A 22,721-nucleotide genomic window follows, 5' to 3' on the forward strand; every position below is an offset into this window, starting at 1 on the left:
TTGATCCTTTGACATGATGCGCGCATGACTGCGCCTTCAAGATCCGTTGCGTTCGGTACCCCTGACGGTGTGGCTGAGGGGGACTGGTTCAAGGGTCATGTGGAGCTCTACGCCCACGGCCTTCACCGCTTCAAGGGCCAGGGAATCTCGGGCACCGAGAAGACGGGTGCCGACTCCATCGTCCTCTCCGGCGGGTACATAGACGATCGCGACGAAGGCGACGTGATCGTCTATACGGGCGAAGGGGGCCGCGACCGGGATTCGGGGCGTATGGTCGCCGACCAGTCCCTGGGGAAGCGGGGCAACGCTGCGCTGGTCGTTTCGCAGGCCATGGGACACCCCGTGCGCGTGATCGAGGGCCTCGGGATCACCCGGGGCAAGCGCCGGCGAGCGACCAAGGGATACGTCTATCGCGGGCTGTTCAGGGTCGCAGACCACTGGCTGACGGTCGGGCAGGAAGGCTTCGGCATCTGTCAGTTCAAGCTGCTCAAGATCGAGCCCGGACAGGTGCCGACCCCTCAGTCAGTGGACCCGTTGGCCGGCGCTGAGACGCCCTTCGAGGAGCAGGCCCGGCGCTACATCTCCCAGGATCGCTTGGTGCGTGACTCCATGGTCGTGCGCGCGGTGAAGAGGATGTACGACAACACCTGCCAGATATGTCGCGCGCGGCTGATCGTTTCCCTGGAAGGCGAGGCCTACAGCGAAGCGGCCCACATACAGGCCGTCGGCAAGCCGCACTTGGGTCACGACCGGATCGAAAACGTGCTGTGCCTGTGCCCCAACTGCCACGCCCTGTTCGACCGGGGCGCCCTGCAGCTGACGGACGAGCTCGACGTGATCGACGGAATCACCGGTCGGTTCCGCGCGGCGCTTGCGCAGGCCAAGGGGCACAACATCGGCATCGAGTTTGCGCGCAAGCACCGCGAGCGGTGGGCGAACCGGCTCCCGTAGCGGGTGGGGCGGGGTGGCTACCGCCCGCTGGGGCCCTCATCCCCCGTGGCACTCCGCGTACGGCTTGCCCGAGGTGCACCAGCAGGAGGAGGTGGGGGTGGGGGGCCAGGGGGTGGCTTTGCCGCGGGCGGCCAGGGTGGTGGCGTATTCGGCCAGGAGGGACGGGGAGGCCGGGGAGGTTTTCTCGGAGGCGGCGAAGGCCTCGTAGGACGGGACGCTCGCGGTGACGATGCCGAGGTTCGTGGTGCCCGAGGCGGCGAGGGCGCGGAGGGAGGTTTCGATCTCCCTCAGGTGGGCCTCGTGCGAGGTGTACTCCGAGGCGAGCGTGGGGTACGAGGTGAGGAGTTCGGCCAGTTCGCGCGCGGGCCAGTGGAGGATCGCCACCGGGAAGGGGCGGGAGAGGGCCGCGCGGCGGTCGCCCAGTTCGGCGCGCAGGCGGGCGATCTCGGCGCGCAGCTCGGCGGGGTCGTCGGAGCCCAGTGCCCAGATGCGCTTCGGGTCGTGGAGCTCGTCGAGGGGGATCGGGCCGATGTGGCGGGTGTCGGCGACCATGTCCCAGTCGTCGTGCGGGCGCCCGAGGAGGCGGCGTACCCGGTGGCGGCCCGTCAGGAGGGCGGTGGTGGCCTGGGTGAGCGGGTCGTCCTCCGTGATCAGGAGGGTCGCCGCTTCGGTGAAGCACTCGTGCGAGGCCTCCAACTCGTCGTGGGCCTCCAGGGCTTCCGCGATGACCTCCCACGGCGCCGGGTCCTTCGGGGAGGCGGCGCGGATGCCCGAGATGAGGGCGCGGGCCTCCGCCTCGTGGCCGTACTCCCACAGGTTCGCCGCCTGCAGGGCCTTGATCAGGTGGGGGTCGGAAGGTGAGGAGGACAGGAGTTGGTCGTAGAGGGCGCTCGCCCGGTCGCGTGCGTCGGCCAGTTCGAGGTGGGCCGCGGCCTGGAGGAGCAAGGGCTCCTGGTCCTCGGGGTAGCGGGTCGCCGTGCGGATGAGGCGCTCGGCTTCGGCGATGTGCTCGGCAGGCGTGTCGGGGCGCATGGTTCACACCGTACTGCTGCTGGTCAGTTGACGGGGGAGGACTTAGGGTGCGGCCCGTGCGGGATCACTGAGAATCCGGAGGACTCCTCGGGGGCGGCTAGAGGGATATGCCATTTTGCCGCCATGCCTCAACTGTCTCAGTAAGGTAGGTGATATGACGACAGCGCCGGATCTACGGGAGAGGGTCGGGCCTACACGGTTCACCTACCGGCTCCGCGTGTCGTCCACCGCGATGACGGCCTTGGTGTCGGAGTGGGATAGGGGTCGCTGGGTGTGGAACCAGTGCGTTGCCATGTCCAGGGCGGCGTACAAGGCAGGGGAGGGGTGCGGCCCGGCGCGGCTGGACAAGTTGCTGACCGGCTGGCGCAGCGAGCGCGAGTGGCTGCGGGCCGGTGCCAGCGTTCCGCAGCAGCAGATCATCCGAGACTTCGCCAAGTCCCGCGGCAAGGCGTTGACGGATGTCAAGGCGCAGATGCCGGTGCGCCAGCGGGCGGGGATGCCCCGCTTCAAGAGGAAGAACGTGGCTGAGCCGACGCTCAACTACACCCGTCGGGGCTTTCGGTTGAAGGACGGCCGTCTGTACGTGGCCGGTGGCATCGCCCTGACGGTGGTCTGGTCGCGGGATTTGCCCGCCGAGCCGTCCAGTGTCCGTGTCTACCGCGACAGCCTCGGCCACTGGTACGCCTCCTTCGTCGTCGAGACAGAGACGCAGCCGCTCCTCGCGACCAGGGCGGCGGTTGGCATCGACTGGGGCGTCAAGGAGACCGCCACAACCACCAGCGACGCTCACGATCTCCCGCATCCCGAGCACGGGAAGAAGGCGGCCAGGAAGCTGGCCGGCTATCAGCGGATGATGGCCCGTAGGAAGCCGAAGCTCGGGCAGGCCGCGTCGAAGGGCTATCGGCAGGCGAGGCGGCAGGTCGCCAAGGTGCACAAGAAGATCGCCCGACAGCGCCAGGACACCGCCCGTAAATGGGCCAAGCGCGTCGTGACGGACTTCGACCAGATCGCGGTGGAGGACTTCAGACCGAAGTTCCTCGCCAAGCCCAGAATGGCAGGCAAGGCTACCGACGCGTCCATCTCGGCCACCAAGCGCGAGCTGATCAACATGGCGCGCAAACACGGCCGGGTCCTCCACCTCGTACACCCGGCGCACACCACCATGGACTGCGGAAACTGCGGAGCGAGAGCCAAGCACGCACTGCCGCTGTCAGAACGTACGTACATGTGCACCGCCTGCGGAGCCGTCTCACCCAGAGACAAGAACTCCGCACGCGTGATGCTCGTCCGGGCAGGTCTCAACCCGGCTGGCGTCGATCGCGGAAGACCTGACGGGCCGCCGGTCCGTCAGGCAGCGTGAGCCTGGGATCCCCCTCGTTCAGGGGGAGGAGTCAAATACCTGTGGTGGTTCAAGGCGGTCGGCGGGCGCGCCGGGTCGGTCTCGTGGGGGTGCTGTGGGCTGCCGCCGAGCTGACCGTCACCGTGGGGGTGGTGGTGTTGTTGCTGGTGGTGCACCAGGTGTGGTGGACGAACCGGCAGGCCGCGGCCGCCGCGCAGGATCAGGTCCAGGCCCTCGAGCGGTCCTGGGGACGGGCTCCCACACCTGACCCAGTTGGCCCACCCGACGCACTTGGCCCGTCTGATCTTCCGGAGCCGGCCGCGACTGTTGCCGGTCCCGAACCCGTGCCCGGCTCCGCCAGGACGGCCGGGCCCGGACGGTCCGCCCGGCCCGCCCCCGCCGGGCCGTCGGCGCGGGACCGGGCGTACGCCGTCCTGCGCGTTCCGCGCCTCGGCCTCGTCGTCCCCGTCGCGCAGGGGATCGACAAGCGGGCCGTCCTCGACAAGGGCTACGTCGGGCAGTACCCCGGGACCGCCGGGCCCGGGGAGCGGGGGAACTTCGCGCTGGCCGGCCACCGGAACACCCACGGCGAGCCGTTCCGGTACGTCAACCGGCTGCGGGCGGGCGACGAGCTGATCGTCGACATGCGGGGCCGCAGGTACACGTACGTGGTCGGGAAGATCCTGAGCGAGACGACCGAGCGGGACACCGGGGTGATCGCGCCCGTGCCGCGGAGCCTGGTGAAGCCGGACCAGGGGTACGGCGAGCCCGGCGCGTACATCACCCTCACCACCTGCACGCCCGAGTACAGCTCCAAGTACCGGCTGGTGGTCTGGGGAACCCTCAAGCCGTCCTGAGCCGTTCCGTTGTCAGCGGGGCCGGTTACCATCGAACGCGTACGTGAATTCGCGTGCGGGAGTGGAGAGGGGGAGGTTCGTATGGCCGGCGTGTTCGCCCGGGCCTCGCGGGCCCTTGCCGTACTGCTTCCGCTGGTGCTGCTCGGGGGAGTCCTCGGACTCTTCGCCGGGGAGAGCGGGCTCGGTGCCGTCGTGGTGGCCCTCGCGGCCACCGTGGCCGTGGGCACCAAGGCCCTGGCCGCCGCCGCACGGCTCGTGCGGCCCCACCCGCCGCACCGCATACGCACCGCGATACGTGATCGCGAGCAACGCACGGCGTTCCTGCCGCAGCGTGATCCCGACGCCTCGGGCCGGTCCCGGCCCAGGGCGCCCGGCCGTGCCCTCCTGACGGCCGCGTAGGGGCGCGCAGTACATCTCGTTGTCGTGCTTGTTCTCGCCTTCTGCTGACTGATCACTGTTGTCGCCCCTCGCGGGTCGTCACGCCGAAATGCATCTCTTTCGATGTTCGACGAGACCCTTCGGAGGGCCCACGTGTCCGTTTTCACCCACCTTGTTGCTGAGCTGGGCCGGCTTCTCGAGCCGGTACTGGCCCAGTCCGCGACCGCTGCCGCGATCGTGCTGTTCACCGTCCTCGTACGGCTCGCCCTGCACCCGCTGAGCCGGGCCGCCTTCCGCGGGGCGACCCCCGCGGCGGGGTGTCTGCCGCTGCTGCTCCAGCTGCCGGTGTTCTTCGTGATGTACCAGGCGTTCTCCTCGGCGAAGGTCGGCGGCGAGGCCAACGAACTGCTCGGGCACCGGCTCTTCGCCGCGCCGCTGGGCTCCCGGTGGACCGAGGCGCTGGGGGAGGGCGGCCTGTTCGGGGCGCAGGGGCTGGTGTTCCTCGGGCTGTTCGGCGCGATCGCGGTGGTCGCCGCGTGGAGCGCGGTGCGGGGCCGCAAGGCGGCGGCCGTGGCCGCGGCTGCGGCCGCCGCTGCCTCCGCGGCGGCGCCGGCCGGCCGTGGCAAGGCCAAGCCGGGGGCGGCGAAGGCCACGGCGGGAGCCAGGCCCGGTGCCAGGCCCGGTGCCAGGCCCGGTGCCAAGCCCGGTGCCAAGCCCGGCGCCAAGGCCGGCGCCAAGGCCGGGGTCGTCGCCGAGGTGAGTGCCGAGCAGCAGGAGGTCATGCGCAAGCTGGGCGGCGTACTGCCCCTGCTGTCGTTCGGCACGCTGATCACGGCTGCCGTGGTGCCGCTGGCCGCCGGGCTGTACCTGCTGACCACCACCGCGTGGTCGGTGGCGGAGCGGATCTGGCTGCAGTACCGCAAGGAGCGGGCCGAGCGTGCGGAGAAGGCAGAGCGGACGGAACAGGTGGAACAGATGGCGTAGGTGGAAAGCGGGCGGCTGCGGCCGATGGAGGGGTGCGTTCCAGTCTGTGAACAGGGTCTTGCGGATGGGGCGGACATCTTGGAGGATCAACCAATCCTCCGATGGCCGCAACCCATCGGCCGGCCCGGGGCACGCCCATGGGCCGACCACCCACGACCACGGGAGAATGCCCATGAAGCTGCTGCGTGTCGGACCCGTCGGGTCGGAACGCCCCGCGCTGCTCGACCAGGACGGCACCCTGCGTGACCTGTCCGGCCTGATCACGGATGTGGACGGCGGCCTGCTGGCCGACGACTCCGTGCTGTCCCGGGTACGGGACGCGGCCGAGTCCGGTGAGCTTCCGGTCCTGGGCGCCGAAGGGCTGCGGATCGGTGCGCCGGTCGGCCGCATCGGCAAGGTCGTGGGCATCGGCCTGAACTACTTCGGGCACGCGGCCGAGATCGGCGCGGAGCCGCCGGCCGAGCCGATCCTGTTCCTGAAGGCCGCGGACACCGTGGTCGGCCCCGACGACACCGTGCTGATCCCGCGCGGCAGCATGAAGACCGACTGGGAGGCCGAGCTCGGCGTCGTCATCGGCAGCACCGCCCGCTACCTGTCCTCCGCCGAGGAGGGCCTCGCGCACGTCGGCGGCTACGTGCTCGTCAACGACGTCTCGGAGCGCGAGTTCCAGATCGAGCGCGGCGGCACCTGGGACAAGGGCAAGAACTGCGAGACCTTCACCCCGCTCGGCCCCTGGCTGGTCACCGCCGACGAGGTCCCGGACCCGCAGGTCCTGGACGTGAAGCTGTGGGTCAACGGCGAGCTGAAGCAGGACGGCAACACCTCGGACCAGATCTTCCCGGTCGGCGAGGTCGTCCGGTACCTGAGCCAGTTCATGACCCTCTACCCGGGCGACGTCATCGTCACCGGTACGCCGGGCGGCGTGGCCATGGGCCAGCCGGAGCCGAAGCCGTACCTGCGGGCCGGTGACGTCGTGGAGGTGGCGATCGAGGGCCTGGGCCGTCAGCGCCAGGAGTTCAAGGGCGCCTAGACACGCACGGAAAGGGGGCAGGGCTGCCATCGGCAGTCCCGCCCCCTTTCCGTGCGTGCGGTGTGATCAGCCCCTGACCGCTCGGCCCTCGACCGACATGCGGCGACGGCGGCCGGCCAGTACCGGGCCAGCGCCCGCGGTGAGCGCGGCGGCGCCGGCGCCCGCGATCCAGGCGCTCTCGCTGCTAGTGCCGGTGCCGGTGCGGGTGCCGGTGCCGGCACCGGTGCTCGCGAGCGGGACGGAGGCGGACCCGCCCGCCGCGGTCACGTTGCCGGCGTCACCCGTGCCACCCGTGCTGCCGGTGCCCGTGGCCACGACCTGCGTGGTGCCCCCGGTGCCGGTGGACTCGTCCTTGCCCGGCTTCCCGGCCGCGTCCTCGCCCGCCCTTGTCCTCGGCGCGAGCCTCGTACTGGCCGGCCCTGAGGAAAGCGACGCGGTCCGCCGCCGTGCCCTTGAGCGCGCCGATGGCGGCCTCCTTCGGGCCAGGGCCGGCGTCCAGCGGCATCCGTGCGCGCTCGACCCGGCCGTCGCTCGCGCGCGCCTCGTGCCGGCCGACCTCGATGAACCGGCGCACCTGCTCCGGGGCCCCGTCGTGCAGCAGCCTCACGACCGCGTCGTGGATGCCCCGGCCCGCGCCGTTCAGCATCCTGAACGGCTCCACCTGGCCGTCCAGGCTTTCCGTGCCGCCTCGCGTACGCCCGGACCGCTGGCCGGGTCGGCGAGCATCACGCAGGTGTGGCGGGAATCTCCACCGCCACGCCCTCCGCGGACGACCTGCGGGCCGCCTCCAGTACGTCGAGGCAGCGCGCGGCCTCGTGCGCCGTGACCGGGGCCGGTCCGCCCGTGCGCAGGGCGGCCGCCACCGCCGCGTAGTACGCCGGGTAGTCGCCGTGCTCGGTCGGCAACGGGGTTCCGCCGCCGGTCAGCGGGGACTCCCCGGAGCCCACCCGCCCCCACAGGTGCGGGGGCTCCTCGCCCCAGGGCGTCTCGCCGTCAGGGCGCAGCCCCTCGCGCAGGGCGCCCTCCTGCGGGTCGAGGCCGTACTTCACGTAGCCGGCCCGCGAACCCAGTACGCGGAACCGCGGTCCGAGCTGGGCGGTGGTGGCGCTGACGTAGAGGTGGGAGCGGATCCCGTTCGCGTGCGTGACGGCGATGAAGGTGTCGTCGTCGGTCTCGGCGCCCGGGCGGCGCGTGTCGGCCTCCGCGTAGACCCGTACGGCCGGACCGAACAGCACGAGCGCCTGGTCCACGACGTGGCTGCCGAGGTCGTACAGCAGGCCGCCGATCTCCTCCGGGGCGCCCGACTCGCGCCAGCCGCCCTTCAGCTGCGGGCGCCAGCGCTCGTAACGGGACTCGAAGCGCTGGATCTCGCCGAGTTCGCCCTCCGCGAGGAGGCGTTGCAGCGTGAGGAAGTCGTTGTCCCAGCGGCGGTTCTGGAAGACGGAAAGGAAGGTGCCCCTGCGGTCCGCGAGGGCGGCGAGCGCGCGGGCCTCGGCGGCGGTGGCGGCGAGCGGCTTGTCCACGACCACCGGGAGGCCGGCTTCGAGGGCGGTGGTGGCGAGCGGGACGTGCGTCCGGTTGGGGGAGGCGACCACGACGAGGTCGAGGTCGCGGCCCCACAGCTCGGCGGTGGTGGCGGCGATGTGGACGTCGGGGAACTCCCCGCGGGCCTGAGCTTGGCGGGCCGGGTCGGAGGTGACGACCGTGTCGAGGGCGAGTCCGTCCGTGGCGGCCACGAGGGGGCCGTGGAAGACGGAACCGGCGAGTCCGTAGCCGATGAGGCCGACGCGGAGTGGTGCGGGGGAGGAAGGGGAGACGGGGTTGCTCATGGAACCACTTTGGCAACAGTGTTGTCGAAGTGCAAGGAAGGTAGACAATGGACTCGTGAACAGGGGTAGCGGGGACGAGCGCGGCGGAGTGAACCTGCCGGCGCTGCGCGGGTACAACGAGGCGCTGATGCTGGATCTGCTGCGCGGCGCGGGCCCGGCGGGCCTGGGCCGCGCCGAGCTCGCGGCCCGTACGGGACTGACTCCGCAGGCCGTCAGCAAGATCACGGCGCGGCTCGGCGCGGACGGGCTGGTCGCCGAGGCCGGGCGAGCCGCGTCCACCGGCGGCAAACCGCGCACCCTGCTACAGCTGGTGCCGGACGTACATCACGCCGTCGGAGTGCACCTGGACCGCGACGCGCTCCGGGCGGTACGGGTGGACCTGGCGGGCCGCGTCGTTGCCGAGAGCGGTGGCCCGCTGGACTTCGGGGCCGGCCCGGAGGCGGTGGTGGAGGCCGTCGTACGGGCGGTCGCGCGGATCGGAGACCCGGCCGGCCTGCCGCTCCTGGGCGTCGGGGTGGCCGCACCGGGGCCGCTCGACCACCGGGCCGGGACGATGGGGCGGGTGACGGGGTTCCCGAGCTGGAACGGCTTTCCGCTGCGGGGGGTGCTGCAGGGGCGGCTGGGCCTGCCGGTGCTGCTGGACAAGGACACGAACGCCGGTGCGGCCGCGGCTGCCGGGGCGTGGCTCCGGGCGGCCTGGCCGGATGCGGATGCCGGGCGTGACGCGCATGCCGGGCGTCACGCGGATGCCGGGCGTGGCACGGATGCCGGGCGTGGCACGGATGCCGCGCCGGCTGCGTATGCGTATCCGTTTGTCGGCGGAGGGCCCCGCACCTGCGTGTACCTGCACGTCGGGACCGGGCTCGGCGCGGGGCTGTGGCTGGGCGGCGAGGTCTACCGCGGTGAGCACTCGGCGGCGGGGGAGTTCGGGCACCAGGTGCTCCTGCTGGACGGCCCGCCGTGCCGGTGCGGGGCGCGCGGCTGTGTGGAGGCGCTGTGCCTGGGGGCGGTGGCCCGAGGTGATCTTCCCGCGGCGGCACGGATCCTGGGCGAGGCTGCGGCCAATTTGGTCGCGCTGCTGGATGTGGACCGTGTGCTGCTCGGCGGGCGTGTGGTGGCGGCGGCGCCGGGGGCCTTCCTGGAGGGGGTCCGGTCGGTGCTGGCCCTCCGGGGGTGGGGGGCCGGGGTTTTCGTCGCGCTCGCGGAGGTGGGGGTGGCGGAGGGGGCGGCGGAGTTGGTCCTGGGCCCTGTGTTCGGGCGGACGTAGCGGGCCGGCCCGCCCCGGGACTCTTGCCCGGTTCTGCGCCTCGCGCGCCGGCGGGGCTGGGCTCAAAGATCGGGGCTCCGCCCCGGACCCCGCGCCTCAAGCGCCGGCGGGGCTGGATGTGTGCGGCCGGGCTGGAAGGTTGGGGCTCGGCTCCGGTGGCCGCGCCTCAAGCGCCGGCGGGGCTGGATGTGTGCGGCCGGGCTGGAAGGTTGGGGCTCGGCTCCGGTGGCCGCGCCTCGAGCGTCGGCGGGGCTGGATGTGTGCGGCCGGGTTGGAGGGTTGGGGCTCGGCTCCGGTGGCCGCGCCTCAGGTCGGCGGCGGGCTGGATTGTGCGGCCGGGTTGGAGGGTTGGGGCTCGGCTCCGGTGGCCGCGCCTCAGGCGTCGGCGGGGCTGGATGTGTGCGGCCGGGTTGGAGGGTTGGGGCTCGGCTCCGGTGGCCGCGCCTCAGGCGTCGGCGGGGCTGGATGTGTGCGGCCGGGTTGGAGGGTTGGGGCTCGGCCCCGGTGGCCGCGCCTCAGGCGTCGGCGGGGCTGGATGTGTGCGGCGGGGCTGACGGTGGGGCTCTGGCCTGGGGCCCGGGCCTCAAGCGCCGGTGGGGCGGCGGGCTTCGTCGGTTCGGGTGGGGCCGGGCGCGCGCCGGGGCGTCTCCTCGGGCGCCGAACGTGGCGGGGGGTCGGAGGGCCGAGGGGATTGCGTTCGGCGCCCTGCGGGGAGCGCCCCGGCACACACCCGGCCCCGGCGGGCCCGACGGCAGCGCGGGGGCGATCAGGGGTACGCAGCCGCCGGGCTCCCAGTCGGAGTCCGTCGTCGGCGGCGAGGCTGGAGCGGAGTGGATGGTTCGGGGGTTGACCCGTCCTGCGATCGGGCGTAAACCGGAACGGCTCAGGCGTGGCGCGTGGGGTGGGGTCCGCGGGCGTGGCACGGTGCGGGCAGGACCGGGGTGATTGTCACCTGGTCCGATCATCGTCCCGTCCGGCGAGCAGCGAAGGTCTTCCATGCGACTGCGCAAAGCCCTTGCCCTCACCGCCGTACTCGTCGCCACCACCGCCCCCACCGCGGCCGCGGACATCGGCACCGGCGGCGGGGCCCGGCCCGCACCCGCGCTGCCCTCCCGCGCGCACGCCACCTGTGGCGACGGGAAGAGCCACGCCTTCCCCATCGGGGCGCGCATCCGCGGCGGCCCGGCCGTGTACCGCACCGGCGGCGGTTCGCAGACCTGGTACCTGGACCTGACCAACACCACGGACTCCGAGTGCACGGCCATCCACCCCGTCGTCGTCTTCACCGACAAGGCCCGCACCCTGCGCCCCGCTCACCTGCGGATGGAGTTCGACGCGCCGGGCGGCACCTTCCCCGTCAGCCTGGAGCGGAGCGACCGCGACGAGATCATCGCCGTCTTCGACGGCGGCGACGCCTTCCCCGGCTTCACCGTCGGCCCCGGCGGTTCCAAGACCGTCAGGGTCGGCCTCGCCTTCGCCCCCGACGCGCCCACCGGGGAGGTCCTCGCCGACGCCGCCCTGGTCCAGCGCAAGGGCGACGACGGCGACTGGATCGGCGAGGCCGGCGGCTACCGGTTCTCCGTCGAGGGTCCGGAGGATCCCGTCGAGGCGGGCTCCCTCGCCCACACCGGCCCGCGCGAGTGGGCGTACGGAGCGGGCGCCGTGGCCGCGCTCGCCGCCGGCGGCGGGCTCCTGCTGGGAGCCCGACGACTGCGTACCGCCGATCGCCCCTGATCCCCCCCCCGAGGGCCAGGTCGGTCCGGCGGGGACGGGTGTGTGCCGGGGCGCTCCCCGCAGGGCGCCGAACGCAATCCCCTCGGCCCTCCGACCCCCCGCCACGTTCGGCGCCCGAGGAGACGCCCCGGCGCGCGCCCGGCCCCGCCCCTCCGACCCCGCCCCACCTTGGCGGAGCCCCCGGCCGGCCCGACCGGCCCGACCAGCCGCGCTGCGCAGCGCCCGAGGAGACGCCCCGGCGCGCGCCCGGCCCCGCCCCTCCGACCCCGCCCCACCTTGGCGGAGCCCCCGGCCGGCCCGACCGGCCCGACCAGCCGCGCTGCGCAGCGCCCGAGGAGACGCCCCGGCGCGCGCCCGGCCCCGCCCCTCCGACCCCGCCCCACCCTGACGGAGCCCCCGGCCGGCCCGACCGGCCCGACGCCCGACCGACCCGACGCCCGACCGACGCGACGCCCGACCGACGCGACGCCCGACCGGCCCGACCCGCCGCGCCGCGCAGCGCCCCGCATAGAGTCCCGGCGTGGAAGAACAGACCCCGCGCCACCGCCCCGGCTCACCCGTGCGTTCCGGCATTCCCGAGCACGGCCGCATCCCCAAGTACTACGCCGTCAAGGCCCGCGTCTCCGGGCTCCTCGACGAGCTCGGCGAGGGCGGCGCGCTGCCCACCGAGCGGGATCTCGCCGAGCAGTACGAGGTGTCCCGCGAGACCGTCCGCCAGGCCCTGCGCGAGCTGCTGCTGGAGGGCCGGCTGCGCCGTGCCGGCCGCGGGACCGTCGTCGCCGGCCCGAAGCTGGAGCAGCCGCTCTCCCTCGCCAGCTACACGGAGGGCGTGCGCCGTCAGGGCCGCCGCCCGGGCCGTCACCTCATCGGCCTGGAGCAGTTCCCCTGCCCGCCCGACCTCGCCCCCGGCATCGGGGCCGAGCCCGGCGAGCCCGTCTGGCACCTGGAGCGGGTCCTGCTGGCCGACGACGAGCGCGTCGGCCTGGAGAGCACGTACATCCGGGTGGCCCGCGCCCCGCGCCTCGACAGCGATTTCCAGCCGGACTCCTCCTTCTACGGATACCTCCGCGACAGCCTCGGCATCGCCTTCGGCGAGGCCGACGAGAAGCTGGAGACCGTCCTCGCGACCCCCCGCGAAGCGCTGCTGATCGGCACCCCGCCGGCCCTTCCCATGCTGCTCATCCACCGCTTCTCGCGGGATCAGGACGGCCGGCCCCTAGAGCGGGTCCGTTCGCTCTACCGTGGTGACCGGTTCAGCTTCACGACCCGCCTGCGGGCCGAATAGCCGCAGGTCGATCCACCCCTACCAGCCGTAAAGGGATATATGAACACCCCACTCTGGTCACAAAAAGATAACGGGTCTAGTCCAAGTGTCGCGGGGCGTTCACCGACGCGTTGCCGGACGGATCCCTCCGGGTCACGGTCCGCGCCCACCGTTGGCGGCGTGAGAGTCATAGTCGTCGGAGGCGGCGTGGTCGGCACCATGCACGCCTGGCAAGCAGTCCAACGCGGCCACGAGGTCGTCCAGATCGAGCGAGAGGCGGAGGCCCGCGGCGCGTCACTGCGCAATTTCGGCCAGATCTGGGTCAGCGGACGGGCCGGGGGAGAGGAACTCGACACCGCCCTGCGGGCCCGCGAGCTCTGGGAGCGCATCGGCGCGGAGGTGCCCGGCCTGGGCTTCCGTGCCAACGGCTCCCTCACCCCCGTCCGCACCGACCGCGAGTACGCCGTCGCCGAGGCGGCCCTGGCCCGCCCCGACGCCGCCGCCCGCGGCTACAAGCTGGTCACCGCAGACGAGGCGCGGCAGATCAACCCGGCCCTGCGCGGCGCCTTCGAGGCCGCCCTGTGGTGCGAGCGGGACGCGGCCGTCGAGCCCCGCACCGCCCAGCTCCACCTGAGGGAGGCGCTCAGGGCCACCGGCCGGTACGCCTTCCTTCCCGGCCGGGAGGTGCGCGAGGTGACGGGCCCCGGCGCCGTCCGCGACGACCACGGCGACGTGCACCGCGGCGACGCGGTCGTCCTCGCCACCGGCGCCTGGCTGTCCGGCCTGGTCCGCGAGCTGGTCCCCGACCTGCCCGTGCGCCGCGTCCGGCTCCAGATGATGCAGACCGCCCCGCTCGGCGAGCGGCTGACCACGTCCGTCGCCGACGCCGACAGCTTCCGCTACTACCCCGCCTACAAGTCCCCCGCGCTCGACGCCCTCGACGCCGGGCAGGACCAGGCGCCGGTCGCCGCCGCGCACAAGATGCAGCTGCTGATGGTCCAGCGCCAGGACGGCGGACTGACCATCGGCGACACCCACGAGTACGAGCACCCCTTCGCCTTCGACACCCTCGAAGACCCCTACGAGCACCTCACCGGGGTGGTCGAGGGCTTCCTGGGCCGCCCGCTGCCGCGGATCCAGCGCCGCTGGGCGGGCGTGTACGCGCAGTGCACCGACACCACCCGCGTCGTCCATCGCCAGCAGGTGGCCGACGGCGTCTGGCTGGTGACCGGACCCGGCGGACGCGGCATGACCTGCTCGCCCGCCATAGCCGAGACCACCGCGAACGAACTGGGCTGGTAAGTCAGATGACCGAGAACCGCACGCAGAACCTGATCGTCCTCGACATGGCCGGCACCACCGTCGCCGACGGCGGCCTCGTCGAGCGCGCCTTCGAACGCGCCGCCGAGCGCCTGGGCGTCGAGCCCGGCACCCCCGACCACGCCGCCAAGCTCCAGTACGTCTGCGACACCATGGGCGAGTCCAAGATCACCGTCTTCCGTCACCTCTTCGGTACGGAGGAGCTCGCCCGGCGCGCCAACTCCGCCTTCGAGGAGGCGTACGCGGAGCTCGTGGACGGCGGCCTCATCGCCCCGCTCCCCGGCGCCCGCGCCGCCATCGAGAAGCTCCGCGCCCACGGCCGCACCGTCGTCCTGACCACCGGTTTCGCCCGCGTCACCCAGGACGCCATCCTCGACGCCCTCGGCTGGCAGGACCTCGCCGACCTCACCCTCTGCCCCGCCGACGCGGGAGGCCGCGGCCGGCCCTACCCCGACATGGTGCTGACCGCGTTCCTGCGCACCGGAGCCGTGACCGACGTACGCGACACCGTGGTCGCGGGCGACACCGCCTACGACATGCTCAGCGGCCGCCGCGCCGGCGCCGGGATCGTGGCGGGCGTCCTCACCGGCGCCCACGACCGCGCGACGCTGACCGGTATCGGCGCGACCCACGTCCTCGGCTCCGTCGCCGAACTCCCGGACCTCCTCCTGGAGTCGGCGTGAGCGGCATCCGCTTCGACGGGGTCAGCGTCGCCTACGGCGGCACGACCGTCCTGGACTCCCTCGACCTGACCATCGAGCCGGGCGAGGTGATGGCGCTGCTCGGCCCCTCCGGCTCGGGCAAGACCACGGCGCTGCGCGCGGTCGCCGGTTTCGTACGGCCCGTCGCGGGCCGGGTGCTGATCGGCGGCCGGGACGTCACCGCGCTCCCGCCGCACAAGCGCGGCATCGGCATGGTCGTCCAGCAGTACGCGCTCTTCCCGCACATGCGGGTCGAGGACAACGTCGCCTTCGGCCTCCGGGCCCAGAAGGCACCCAAGGCCGAGATACCGGGCCGGGTCGCCGAGGCCCTGGAACTGACCGGCATGGGCGCCTACGCGCGGCGCTACCCCCGCGAACTCTCGGGAGGCCAGCAGCAGCGCGTGGCCATCGCCCGCGCGCTCGCGATCCGCCCGGGGGTGCTCCTGCTGGACGAACCCCTCTCGGCCCTCGACGCGCAGCTGCGCTCCGGGATGCTCGCCGAACTGGCCCGCCTGCACCGCGAACTGCCCGACGTCTCCATCCTCTACGTCACCCACGACCAGGTCGAGGCGCTCACCCTGGCCGACCGGATCGCCGTCATGGACAAGGCCCGCCTCCAGGACTGCGGGACCCCGCAGCAGCTGTACCGGGCCCCGCGGACCGAGTTCACCGCGTCCTTCGTCGGGAACGCGAACCTGCTGCCGGTGACGGTGGCCGAGTCCGGCGCGGTCTTCGAGGGCCGCGCCCTGACCCTCGACCGCGGCCGCGCGGCGCCCGGCTCCACGGCCACCCTGTGCGTACGGCCGCACCTGCTCGGCCTCGGGGCCGGCCCCAACGCGCTGAGCGGCACCATCGCCGAGGTCCAGTGGCGCGGATCGACGCACCGGCTCTACGTCGACGTCGACGGCCACCGGGTCAAGGCGGACCTCCCCGAGCTGCGGGAGACTCCGGCGCTGGGGGACAGGGTCACGCTGCACTTCGAGCCGCGCGACGCCGTGCTGCTGGCCGCTGGGGGTCCCCCCGTCGGTAGCCGGGGGAGGGCGTCGGATGGCTGAGGCCACGCGGCGCGCCGCCGTGCCGGTCCCCGCCGGGGAGGTTCGGGGCTCCGCCCCGGGCCCCGCGCCCCAGCCGCCGGCGGGGCCGGAAGGTGCGATGGGGCTGCAAGGTGCGACGGGGCTGAAAGATCGGGGCTCCGCCCCGGACCCCGTGCCTCGAGCGCCGGCGAGGCTGAAGAGTGCGCTGGTATGGGTGTTGCCGCCGGTGGCCGTGCTCGCGTTGGTGTTCCTGTATCCCCTGGCGCTGGTCGTCCAGCAGTCGCTCAGTCCCGAGAACGGTGGCGGCGCCTTCGACGCGTACGCCTCGGTCTTCGCCTCGCAGAGCTTCCGCGAGGCCCTCGGGACCACCGTCCGGCTGGCCGTCGGGGCCACCGCCGGCTGCCTCGTGCTCGGCTTCGTCCTCGCGCTGATCATCGCCTTCGTGCCCTTCCCCGGGGCCCGCGCCGTCGCGAAGTTCATCGACGTGTTCCTCTCCTTCCCCTCCTTCCTCGTCACCCTCGCCCTCCTCTTCATCTACGGGACGGTGGGCATGGCCAACGGGGCCTGGACCGGCCTCACCGGGGCCGCCGAGGGGCCCTTCCACTTCCCCACCACCCCCTGGGGCGTCCTCCTCGCGGAGATCACGTACTTCACGCCCTTCGTGATGCGCCCCCTGCTCGCGGCCTTCTCCCAGCTGGACACCGCTCAGCTGGAGGTCGCCGCCGGCCTCGGCGCCCGGCCCGCCCGGATCGTCCGGCAGGTGATCCTGCCCGAGGCCCTCCCGGCGCTCGCCGCGGGCGGCAGCCTCGTCCTCGTCATGTGCCTCAACGAGTTCGGGATCGTCCTCTTCACCGGAGCCAAGGACGTCACGACCCTGCCGATGCTCATCTACGGCAAGGCCATCCTCGAATCCGACTACGCGGCCGCCTGTGTGGTCGCCGTCGTCAACATCGCGATCTCCGTCGGCCTGTTCGGCCTCTACCGGGTGGTGAGCAAGCGTGCTGGTGCATAGCAAGACCGGCCGCTGGGCCGCCTGGAGCCTCTTCGGCCTCCTCTTCCTGCCGCTGTTCGCCCTGCCGCTGCTCGTCGTGGGCGCGGCTTCCTTCGCCACCCACTGGTCGGGCGCCTTCCCCTCCGGCCCGACGACCGCGAACTACGCCTCCGCCGTGCGCGGCGAATCCCTCCAGGCGCTGACCACCAGCCTGGTGACCGCCCTCGCCGCCAGCCTCCTCGCGCTCGCCGTCGGCACCTGGGCCGCGCTGGCCGCCGCCACGCTGAGGAAGCGCGGGAAGCGTGCCCTGGACGCCCTGTTCATGCTGCCCGTCGCCGTCCCCTCCGTGGTGGTCGGCCTCGCCGTGCTCGTCGCCTTCAGCCGGCCGCCGGTCCTGCTCAACGGCACCAGCTCGATCGTCGTCCTGGCGCACACGATCCTGGTCACGGCGTTCGCCTACCAGTCGGTTTCGGCCGCGATCGTGCGGCTCGACCCCGCGTACGAGCAGGCTGCGGCCTCCCTCGGCGCCCGCCCCGCGTACGTGCTCTGGCGCGTCAAGCTCCCCCTCCTGCTGCCGTCCCTGACGGCCGCGGCCGGACTCTGCTTCGCCCTGTCCATGGGCGAGCTGAGCGCCACGATGATGCTCTACCCGCCGGACTGGATGCCCCTCCCCGTCCGCATCTTCACCGCCACCGACCGCGGTTCGCTCTTCAGCGGCTCCGCCGTCGCCGTGGTCCTGATGGCCGCCACCCTGCTGGTCCTCCTGGCCGTCTCCCGCGTCCGCACCAAGGCCTCGTACCGCTGATTCCCCGCTGACTCCCTTTCCCGGTAAGGAAGTTCCATGCCCAGCAAGCTCCTGCTCCGCAGCGCCGCCGCCCTGGTCGGCAGCCTCGCCCTCACCGCCTGCGGCGGTTCCTCCGCCGACTCCGCCGACTCCCGGGGCGGCGAGAAGGTCGTCACCGTCTACAGCGCCGACGGCCTCAAGAGCGAGAAGGGCGACGGCTGGTACGACAAGGTCTTCGCCGACTTCACCAAGAAGACCGGCATCGAGGTCAAGTACGTCGAGGGCGGCTCGGGCGAGATGGTGCAGCGCGCCGTCCGCGAGAAGACCAACACCCAGGCCGACGTGCTGATCACGCTGCCGCCGTTCATCCAGCAGGCCGACGGCAAGGGCCTGCTCGAGGCGTACAGGCCGCAGGGCTCCGACAAGGTCAACGGCGCGGACAAGGCGCCCGACGGCAAGTGGACCTCGGTCGTCAACAACTACTTCGGCTTCATCCACAACAAGAAGGAGCTCCCCGAGGCCCCCAAGACCTGGGAGGAGCTGCTCGAGGCCAAGTACAAGGGAAAGCTGCAGTACTCCACCCCGGGCGTCGCGGGCGACGGAACGGCCGTCCTCATCAAGGCGATGCACGACTTCGGCGGCAAGGAGCCGGCGATGGAGTACCTGAAGAAGCTCCAGGCCAACAACGTGGGCCCGTCCTCCTCCACCAGCAAGCTCGCGCCGAAGACGGACAAGGGCGAGCTCCTCGTGGCCAACGGCGACGTCCAGATGAACTTTGCGCAGTCCAAGTCCATGCCGAACCTGGGCATCTGGTTCCCGGCGAAGGACGGCGCCAAGCCCACCAGCTTCGCCCTGCCCTACGCGGCCGGCCTGGTCGCCAAGGCCCCGCACTCCGAGAACGGCAAGAAGCTCCTCGACCACCTCCTCGGCGAGGAGGCCCAGAAGCTGGTCAGCGAGGTCGGCGGCGGCTTCCCGGCGCGCACCGACGTCAAGCCGACCGACGCCAACGCCGTCGAGCTCACCAAGATCATGGCGGGCGTGGAGATCTTCGAGCCGGACTGGGCCGACATCGACAAGAACCTCACCGGCTACGTCGACGCGTGGAAGTCGGCAACCGGAAGCTGACTGGTTGCCTCCTGGCCATCCACGACCAGCAGAGTGACTGTTACATAACGGGTCTGGACCGAGGGCGCACTTTCGGTCCGGACCCGGCGCACGTCCCCAGCGCCTTCCCACGATCACTCCCGGAGGAGTTCGTGCCCACTGCTGTCCCCGCCGGACGCACCCTCGCCGTGGCCGCCACCGCCACCGCCCTGCTCGCCACCGCCCTCGGCGCGCACGTCGCCACCGCCGCCACCGCCGACGATTCCGCGGCCGCCGCCGGCACCGACAAGGTCCTCGTCATCGGCATCGACGGCGCGGTCCTGGACCGTGTCAAGGCCGCCAACGCGCCGAACCTGCAGGGCCTGATGGCCCAGGGCCTCACCGCCCGCAGCACCCTCTACGCGAACCCGATGGCCGCCACCTCCTCGGGCCCCGGCTGGTCCACCATCGCCACCGGAGTCTGGCCCGACAAGCACGGCGTGAAGGACAACTCCTTCACCGGCAAGAACTACACCGCGTACCCGGACTTCCTGACCCGCATCGAGAACGCCAGGCCGGCGCTCAACACGTACGCGGCCGCCGACTGGGAGCCCATCACCTCCACCGACCAGAACGGCCCGATCTTCTCCGCCAAGGTCGACAAGCGCCTCTCCCTCAAGGGCGACCGCGACGGCTACCGCAACGAGGACCCGAAGATCGCCGCCGCGGCCGCCGCCGAGCTGCGCGACCAGAACCCGGACGCCGCCTTCGTCTACCTCGGCGAGATCGACGCGGCCGGCCACTCCTACGGCGCCGCCAGCCAGCAGTACCTCGACACCATCGCCCGCGTCGACGGGCTGGTCGGCCAGCTCCTCACCGCCGTCCAGAACCGCCCGGCGTACGCCCAGGAGAACTGGAAGGTCCTGGTCACCACCGACCACGGCCACACCAACTCCGGCGGCCACGGCGGCTCGACCATCCAGGAGCGCGGCACCTTCGTCATCGCCAAGGGCGCGGGCATCGCGGCCGGTTCGGTCCGCGACGACGTGAAGCTGGTCGACGTGGCCGCGACCGCGCTCGCCCAGGTCGGCGTCGCCGCCCCCGGCATCGACGGAGTCCCGCTGAACGCGCCGGACGACGACCCCTTCGACACCCTGCGCCCGAACCTCCAGGCGCGCGTGGACGAGACGGGCATCCCGGCGGGGGTGAAGGGCTTCACGCACACCCCGCCCGCGGGCTGGTCCGTCGACAACTCCAAGATGGGCACCGGCGGTGTCGCCGAGTGGGCCGGCTGGGCCTTCGCGACCGACGAGTTCTGGAGCCAGGCGCAGCGCGACCAGTGGCGCGAGCTGAACGTCCGCTCCCGTGACGTCTTCGCCGTCGCCGACTCCGACGAGTGGGACGACAAGAGCCACACGGGCACCTTCGACTCCACCCTGATCACCCCCAAGTGGGCGGTCACCGGCGGCAGCACGCGCAACCTGACCTTCCAGACGCACTACCGCCAGGAGGCCGGCCAGAGCGCCCAGGTCCTCGTCTCCTACAACGGAGGCGCCCCGACCGTCGTGAAGTCCTACACCGCCGACGCCGTCGCCAGGGCCGAGTCCCTCGCGCTCCAGGTCCCGGCCGGCGCCACCGACGTCCAGATCCGCTTCCGCTACAGCGGCGACAACAACTGGTACTGGACCGTCGACAACGTCCGTCTGAGCTGATCCAGGCCCTCGTGGTCCGGGCTGTGGACGGCCGGAGCGTCCACGGCCCGGCCCCGATAGGGTGGTACAGACCAGAAGTCAGCGGTCAGCGGTCAGCGGTCAGCGGTCAGAAATCAGTGGTCGGTGGCCGGTGGTCACAGGCCACCGAGAGCGGAGAACAGTCCAGTGGCAGAGCGCAAGCCGATCGAATCCTGGCTCACCGACATGGACGGGGTCCTCATCCACGAGGGCACCCCGATCCCCGGTGCCGATGCCTTCATCAAGCGGCTGCGCGAGTCCGGCAAGCCCTTCCTGGTCCTGACGAACAACTCCATCTACACGCCCCGCGACCTCCAGGCCCGCCTGTCCCGCATGGGTCTGGACGTGCCCGTCGAGAACATCTGGACCTCCGCGCTCGCCACCGCGAAGTTCCTCGACGACCAGCGCCCGGGCGGCACCGCGTACGTCATCGGCGAGGCGGGCCTGACCACCGCCCTGCACGACATCGGCTACATCCTGACCGACCACGAGCCCGACTACGTGGTCCTGGGCGAGACGCGGACGTACAGCTTCGAGGCGATGACGAAGGCGGTCCGCCTCATCAACGCGGGCGCCCGCTTCATCTGCACCAACCCCGACGAGACCGGCCCCTCCACCGAGGGTCCGCTCCCGGCCACCGGCGCGGTCGCCGCACTGATCACCAAGGCGACCGGCAAGAAGCCGTACTTCGCCGGCAAGCCCAATCCGCTGATGATGCGCACCGGCCTGAACGCCATCGGCGCGCACTCGGAGACCAGCGCGATGATCGGCGACCGGATGGACACCGACGTGCTGGCCGGCCTGGAGGCGGGCATGCAGACCTTCCTCGTCCTCACCGGCCTGACCTCGGTCGCGGACACCGAGAAGTTCCCGTACCGCCCGACCAAGACCGTCGACTCGATCGCGGATCTGGTCGACCTCGTCTGAGGGATGCGGCGCGTACGGCCGACAGGGCGTACCGCGTTTGGGGCGTGCGGCTGACACGTACGGCGCCGTTCCGGATGCGGAGCGGCGCGCCGCGCGTGAATCTCCTTGACGAGGAGGTTCACCATGCGCAGTGTCCCGATCGCTCTCCGTGCCGCCGCCGTGTCCGTCGCCCTGGCGGCGTTCTCCGCGGTGACCGCGCCCACCGCCCTCGCGGGCGAGGAGGACCGCGGCGACCGCGGCAGCATCACGGTCGACCCGGATCCGGCCCACCCCGGAGCGCAGGTCAAGCTGCGCGTCAACGGATGCGACGGCACCAGAGGGGCGGCCAAGTCCGCCGTCTTCGTCGCGGACGTCGACCTCCACGGCCGCGACGGCGGCCGCAGCCCGCTCTACGGCGAGGCGCTGATCAGCTCGCACGCCTCGCCCGGCTGGCACTCCATCCGGGTGACGTGCGACGGCCACGACAGGGTCAGCGGCTCCGTCCAGATCTCCCAGTACCGCCACCCCTCCCACCACGCCTCGCCGGTCTGGCCGGTCCACGCGGGCGGCGGCGGCATGGCCGCCGAGCTCGCGGAGGCGGGCAAGCCGGTCGCCGCCGCGGCCAAGAAGGACCACGACGACGGTCCGAGCCTGCCGCACACGGTGATCGGCGCCATCCTGGCCGCCGTCGCCACCCTGGCCGTCGCGGGCCGGGCCCTGGCCCTGCGCCGTCGCCGCAGCGGCGAGTGAGGCGGGCGGCGGATGAGGCGGGCCGTGGATGAGCCGGGACCGGACGGTGGACGAGCGGGGGCCGGATGAGTGAGGTCAAGGCCGCCGCCGGCGGCCGGCTGCTGACCTTCGCCGCCTGGTCCGTGCTGGTGCTCGGCCTGTGGCTGTGGGGCCGCCAGCTCACCGTGACGCCCGCCCCGCCCACCGGCCCGGCCGGCGGGGCGGTGGGCCTGGGGCTGCCGGCCGCGCACGCCCCGCTCGCCGCGGCCCTGCCCCAGCGCGTCGACGTGCCCTCCATAGGCATCCAGGCCCCGGTGATCCCCCGGGGCCTGGACAAGGACGGCGCGCTCGAACCGCCCCCGTACGACAGTCCGGGCACGGTGGGCTGGTGGGGCAAGGGCGTCCAGCCGGGGACGGCCGGGGCGGCCCTGATGGTGGGGCACGTGGACACCCGCTCCAAGCCGGCCGTGTTCTACGGCCTGAGCACGGTGCAGCCGGGTGACAAGGTGCGGGTGGTGCGGGCGGACGGATCGGTCGCCGAGTTCACGATCGAGGACGTACGGGTCTACGAGCGGGCGGCCTTCGACGCGCACAAGGCGTACGGCCCGCGGGTCCGCGGCCGGGCCGAGCTGAGGCTCGTCACCTGCGGGGGCACCTACGACAAGGCGGCCAAGGAGTACACGGCGAACGTGGTGGTCTCCGCCTACCTGACGGGCGTGGGAGCCCGCCAGGGCACGGCGGTCTGACGGCGTTCTGAAAAGCAGCCGGACCGGGAAAC

At 72.7% G+C, this 22,721-nt stretch carries 22 protein-coding genes; 19 read left to right on the forward strand and 3 right to left on the reverse strand.

Annotated features, from left to right (window positions below; all coding sequences use genetic code 11):
* The first annotated feature begins 24 nt into the window (after positions 1 to 24).
* Positions 25 to 951 (forward strand): YDG/SRA domain-containing protein, encoded by a 927-nt coding sequence (locus RIU97_RS25585; protein ID WP_404959921.1) that lies wholly within the window; start codon positions 25 to 27, stop codon positions 949 to 951.
* Positions 952 to 987: 36 nt separating this feature from the next.
* On the opposite strand, the gene RIU97_RS25590 is transcribed toward RIU97_RS25585, so the two are convergent.
* Complete coding sequence (locus RIU97_RS25590) at positions 988 to 1,983, reverse strand: SEC-C metal-binding domain-containing protein (protein WP_404959922.1); 996 nt, start codon at positions 1,981 to 1,983, stop codon at positions 988 to 990.
* 154 nt (positions 1,984 to 2,137) lie between these two features.
* Between RIU97_RS25590 and RIU97_RS25595 the strand changes: the two genes are divergently transcribed.
* The 5 genes from RIU97_RS25595 to RIU97_RS25615 all read left to right on the forward strand — a co-directional run bounded on the left by RIU97_RS25595 (position 2,138) and on the right by RIU97_RS25615 (position 6,571).
* A complete protein-coding gene (locus RIU97_RS25595) occupies positions 2,138 to 3,343 on the forward strand; it encodes an RNA-guided endonuclease InsQ/TnpB family protein (protein WP_404959924.1) in 1,206 nt (401 codons plus the stop codon).
* A 41-nt stretch (positions 3,344 to 3,384) separates the two neighbouring features.
* Positions 3,385 to 4,179 carry a class E sortase gene (locus RIU97_RS25600; protein ID WP_404959925.1) on the forward strand — a complete coding sequence of 265 codons (795 nt, stop codon included), beginning with the start codon at positions 3,385 to 3,387 and terminating at the stop codon, positions 4,177 to 4,179.
* A gap of 81 nt (positions 4,180 to 4,260) precedes the next feature.
* Positions 4,261 to 4,578, forward strand: coding sequence for a DUF6412 domain-containing protein (locus tag RIU97_RS25605; RefSeq protein WP_404959926.1), 318 nt, complete (start codon positions 4,261 to 4,263; stop codon positions 4,576 to 4,578).
* Between the two features lie 132 nt (positions 4,579 to 4,710).
* Positions 4,711 to 5,541, forward strand: coding sequence for a YidC/Oxa1 family membrane protein insertase (locus RIU97_RS25610; RefSeq protein WP_404959927.1), 831 nt, complete (start codon positions 4,711 to 4,713; stop codon positions 5,539 to 5,541).
* Positions 5,542 to 5,713: 172 nt separating this feature from the next.
* Positions 5,714 to 6,571 (forward strand): fumarylacetoacetate hydrolase family protein, encoded by an 858-nt coding sequence (locus RIU97_RS25615; RefSeq protein ID WP_404959928.1) that lies wholly within the window; start codon positions 5,714 to 5,716, stop codon positions 6,569 to 6,571.
* 277 nt (positions 6,572 to 6,848) lie between these two features.
* On the opposite strand, the gene RIU97_RS25620 is transcribed toward RIU97_RS25615, so the two are convergent.
* Both RIU97_RS25620 and RIU97_RS25625 read right to left on the reverse strand, forming a co-directional pair.
* Complete coding sequence (locus RIU97_RS25620) at positions 6,849 to 7,217, reverse strand: ALF repeat-containing protein (RefSeq protein ID WP_404959929.1); 369 nt, start codon at positions 7,215 to 7,217, stop codon at positions 6,849 to 6,851.
* Positions 7,218 to 7,296: 79 nt separating this feature from the next.
* Complete coding sequence (locus RIU97_RS25625; protein ID WP_404959930.1) at positions 7,297 to 8,400, reverse strand: Gfo/Idh/MocA family oxidoreductase; 1,104 nt, start codon at positions 8,398 to 8,400, stop codon at positions 7,297 to 7,299.
* A 127-nt stretch (positions 8,401 to 8,527) separates the two neighbouring features.
* Here RIU97_RS25625 and RIU97_RS25630 point away from each other — a divergent pair, with 127 nt between their 5' ends.
* The 13 genes from RIU97_RS25630 to RIU97_RS25690 all read left to right on the forward strand — a co-directional run bounded on the left by RIU97_RS25630 (position 8,528) and on the right by RIU97_RS25690 (position 22,689).
* On the forward strand, positions 8,528 to 9,667 hold the full coding sequence (locus RIU97_RS25630; protein WP_404962938.1) for an ROK family protein: 1,140 nt from the start codon (positions 8,528 to 8,530) through the stop codon (positions 9,665 to 9,667).
* A 996-nt stretch (positions 9,668 to 10,663) separates the two neighbouring features.
* Entirely contained in the window at positions 10,664 to 11,401 is a 738-nt protein-coding gene (locus tag RIU97_RS25635; RefSeq protein WP_404959932.1) for a hypothetical protein, read from the forward strand.
* A 520-nt stretch (positions 11,402 to 11,921) separates the two neighbouring features.
* Positions 11,922 to 12,686: a GntR family transcriptional regulator gene (locus RIU97_RS25640; protein ID WP_404959934.1), complete on the forward strand. Its 765-nt coding sequence runs from the start codon at positions 11,922 to 11,924 to the stop codon at positions 12,684 to 12,686.
* A 159-nt stretch (positions 12,687 to 12,845) separates the two neighbouring features.
* Entirely contained in the window at positions 12,846 to 13,967 is a 1,122-nt protein-coding gene (locus RIU97_RS25645; RefSeq protein WP_404959935.1) for a TIGR03364 family FAD-dependent oxidoreductase, read from the forward strand.
* A gap of 5 nt (positions 13,968 to 13,972) precedes the next feature.
* Positions 13,973 to 14,668 (forward strand): phosphonatase-like hydrolase, encoded by a 696-nt coding sequence (locus RIU97_RS25650; RefSeq protein WP_404959936.1) that lies wholly within the window; start codon positions 13,973 to 13,975, stop codon positions 14,666 to 14,668.
* On the forward strand, positions 14,665 to 15,741 hold the full coding sequence (locus RIU97_RS25655; protein WP_404959938.1) for an ABC transporter ATP-binding protein: 1,077 nt from the start codon (positions 14,665 to 14,667) through the stop codon (positions 15,739 to 15,741). Before RIU97_RS25650 ends, RIU97_RS25655 begins: the two co-directional genes overlap by 4 nt.
* A gap of 97 nt (positions 15,742 to 15,838) precedes the next feature.
* On the forward strand, positions 15,839 to 16,732 hold the full coding sequence (locus RIU97_RS25660; protein WP_404959939.1) for a 2-aminoethylphosphonate ABC transporter permease subunit: 894 nt from the start codon (positions 15,839 to 15,841) through the stop codon (positions 16,730 to 16,732).
* Positions 16,719 to 17,516 carry an ABC transporter permease gene (locus tag RIU97_RS25665; protein ID WP_404959941.1) on the forward strand — a complete coding sequence of 266 codons (798 nt, stop codon included), beginning with the start codon at positions 16,719 to 16,721 and terminating at the stop codon, positions 17,514 to 17,516. Before RIU97_RS25660 ends, RIU97_RS25665 begins: the two co-directional genes overlap by 14 nt.
* A 36-nt stretch (positions 17,517 to 17,552) precedes the next feature.
* Positions 17,553 to 18,620 (forward strand): 2-aminoethylphosphonate ABC transporter substrate-binding protein, encoded by a 1,068-nt coding sequence (locus RIU97_RS25670; RefSeq protein WP_404959942.1) that lies wholly within the window; start codon positions 17,553 to 17,555, stop codon positions 18,618 to 18,620.
* A 131-nt stretch (positions 18,621 to 18,751) separates the two neighbouring features.
* Positions 18,752 to 20,290, forward strand: a complete 1,539-nt coding sequence (locus tag RIU97_RS25675) for an alkaline phosphatase family protein (protein ID WP_404959943.1) — start codon at positions 18,752 to 18,754, stop codon at positions 20,288 to 20,290.
* A gap of 165 nt (positions 20,291 to 20,455) precedes the next feature.
* The gene (locus tag RIU97_RS25680) at positions 20,456 to 21,235 is read left to right on the forward strand and encodes an HAD-IIA family hydrolase (RefSeq protein ID WP_384228836.1); all 780 of its coding nucleotides are present in this window, start codon (positions 20,456 to 20,458) and stop codon (positions 21,233 to 21,235) included.
* A 123-nt stretch (positions 21,236 to 21,358) separates the two neighbouring features.
* Positions 21,359 to 21,964, forward strand: a complete 606-nt coding sequence (locus RIU97_RS25685) for a hypothetical protein (RefSeq protein ID WP_404959945.1) — start codon at positions 21,359 to 21,361, stop codon at positions 21,962 to 21,964.
* 65 nt (positions 21,965 to 22,029) lie between these two features.
* The gene (locus RIU97_RS25690) at positions 22,030 to 22,689 is read left to right on the forward strand and encodes a class F sortase (RefSeq protein WP_404959946.1); all 660 of its coding nucleotides are present in this window, start codon (positions 22,030 to 22,032) and stop codon (positions 22,687 to 22,689) included.
* Positions 22,690 to 22,721: the final 32 nt, after the last annotated feature.

Source organism: Streptomyces sp. 147326, assembly GCF_045000215.1.
In the GTDB taxonomy this organism is placed as follows: Bacteria; Actinomycetota; Actinomycetes; order Streptomycetales; family Streptomycetaceae; genus Streptomyces.

What these genes read in the sequence shown, in the direction of transcription:
- RIU97_RS25585 (WP_404959921.1), top strand. Translation starts at nt 25, where the DNA reads ATGACTGCGCCTTCAAGATCCGTTGCGTTCGGTACCCCTGACGGTGTG.
- RIU97_RS25590 (WP_404959922.1), bottom strand. Translation starts at nt 1,983, where the DNA reads ATGCGCCCCGACACGCCTGCCGAGCACATCGCCGAAGCCGAGCGCCTC.
- RIU97_RS25595 (WP_404959924.1), top strand. Translation starts at nt 2,138, where the DNA reads ATGACGACAGCGCCGGATCTACGGGAGAGGGTCGGGCCTACACGGTTC.
- RIU97_RS25605 (WP_404959926.1), top strand. Translation starts at nt 4,261, where the DNA reads ATGGCCGGCGTGTTCGCCCGGGCCTCGCGGGCCCTTGCCGTACTGCTT.
- RIU97_RS25615 (WP_404959928.1), top strand. Translation starts at nt 5,714, where the DNA reads ATGAAGCTGCTGCGTGTCGGACCCGTCGGGTCGGAACGCCCCGCGCTG.
- RIU97_RS25620 (WP_404959929.1), bottom strand. Translation starts at nt 7,217, where the DNA reads ATGCTGAACGGCGCGGGCCGGGGCATCCACGACGCGGTCGTGAGGCTG.
- RIU97_RS25625 (WP_404959930.1), bottom strand. Translation starts at nt 8,400, where the DNA reads ATGAGCAACCCCGTCTCCCCTTCCTCCCCCGCACCACTCCGCGTCGGC.
- RIU97_RS25630 (WP_404962938.1), top strand. Translation starts at nt 8,528, where the DNA reads ATGCTGGATCTGCTGCGCGGCGCGGGCCCGGCGGGCCTGGGCCGCGCC.
- RIU97_RS25635 (WP_404959932.1), top strand. Translation starts at nt 10,664, where the DNA reads ATGCGACTGCGCAAAGCCCTTGCCCTCACCGCCGTACTCGTCGCCACC.
- RIU97_RS25650 (WP_404959936.1), top strand. Translation starts at nt 13,973, where the DNA reads ATGACCGAGAACCGCACGCAGAACCTGATCGTCCTCGACATGGCCGGC.
- RIU97_RS25660 (WP_404959939.1), top strand. Translation starts at nt 15,839, where the DNA reads ATGGGGCTGCAAGGTGCGACGGGGCTGAAAGATCGGGGCTCCGCCCCG.
- RIU97_RS25670 (WP_404959942.1), top strand. Translation starts at nt 17,553, where the DNA reads ATGCCCAGCAAGCTCCTGCTCCGCAGCGCCGCCGCCCTGGTCGGCAGC.
- RIU97_RS25685 (WP_404959945.1), top strand. Translation starts at nt 21,359, where the DNA reads ATGCGCAGTGTCCCGATCGCTCTCCGTGCCGCCGCCGTGTCCGTCGCC.
- RIU97_RS25690 (WP_404959946.1), top strand. Translation starts at nt 22,030, where the DNA reads ATGAGTGAGGTCAAGGCCGCCGCCGGCGGCCGGCTGCTGACCTTCGCC.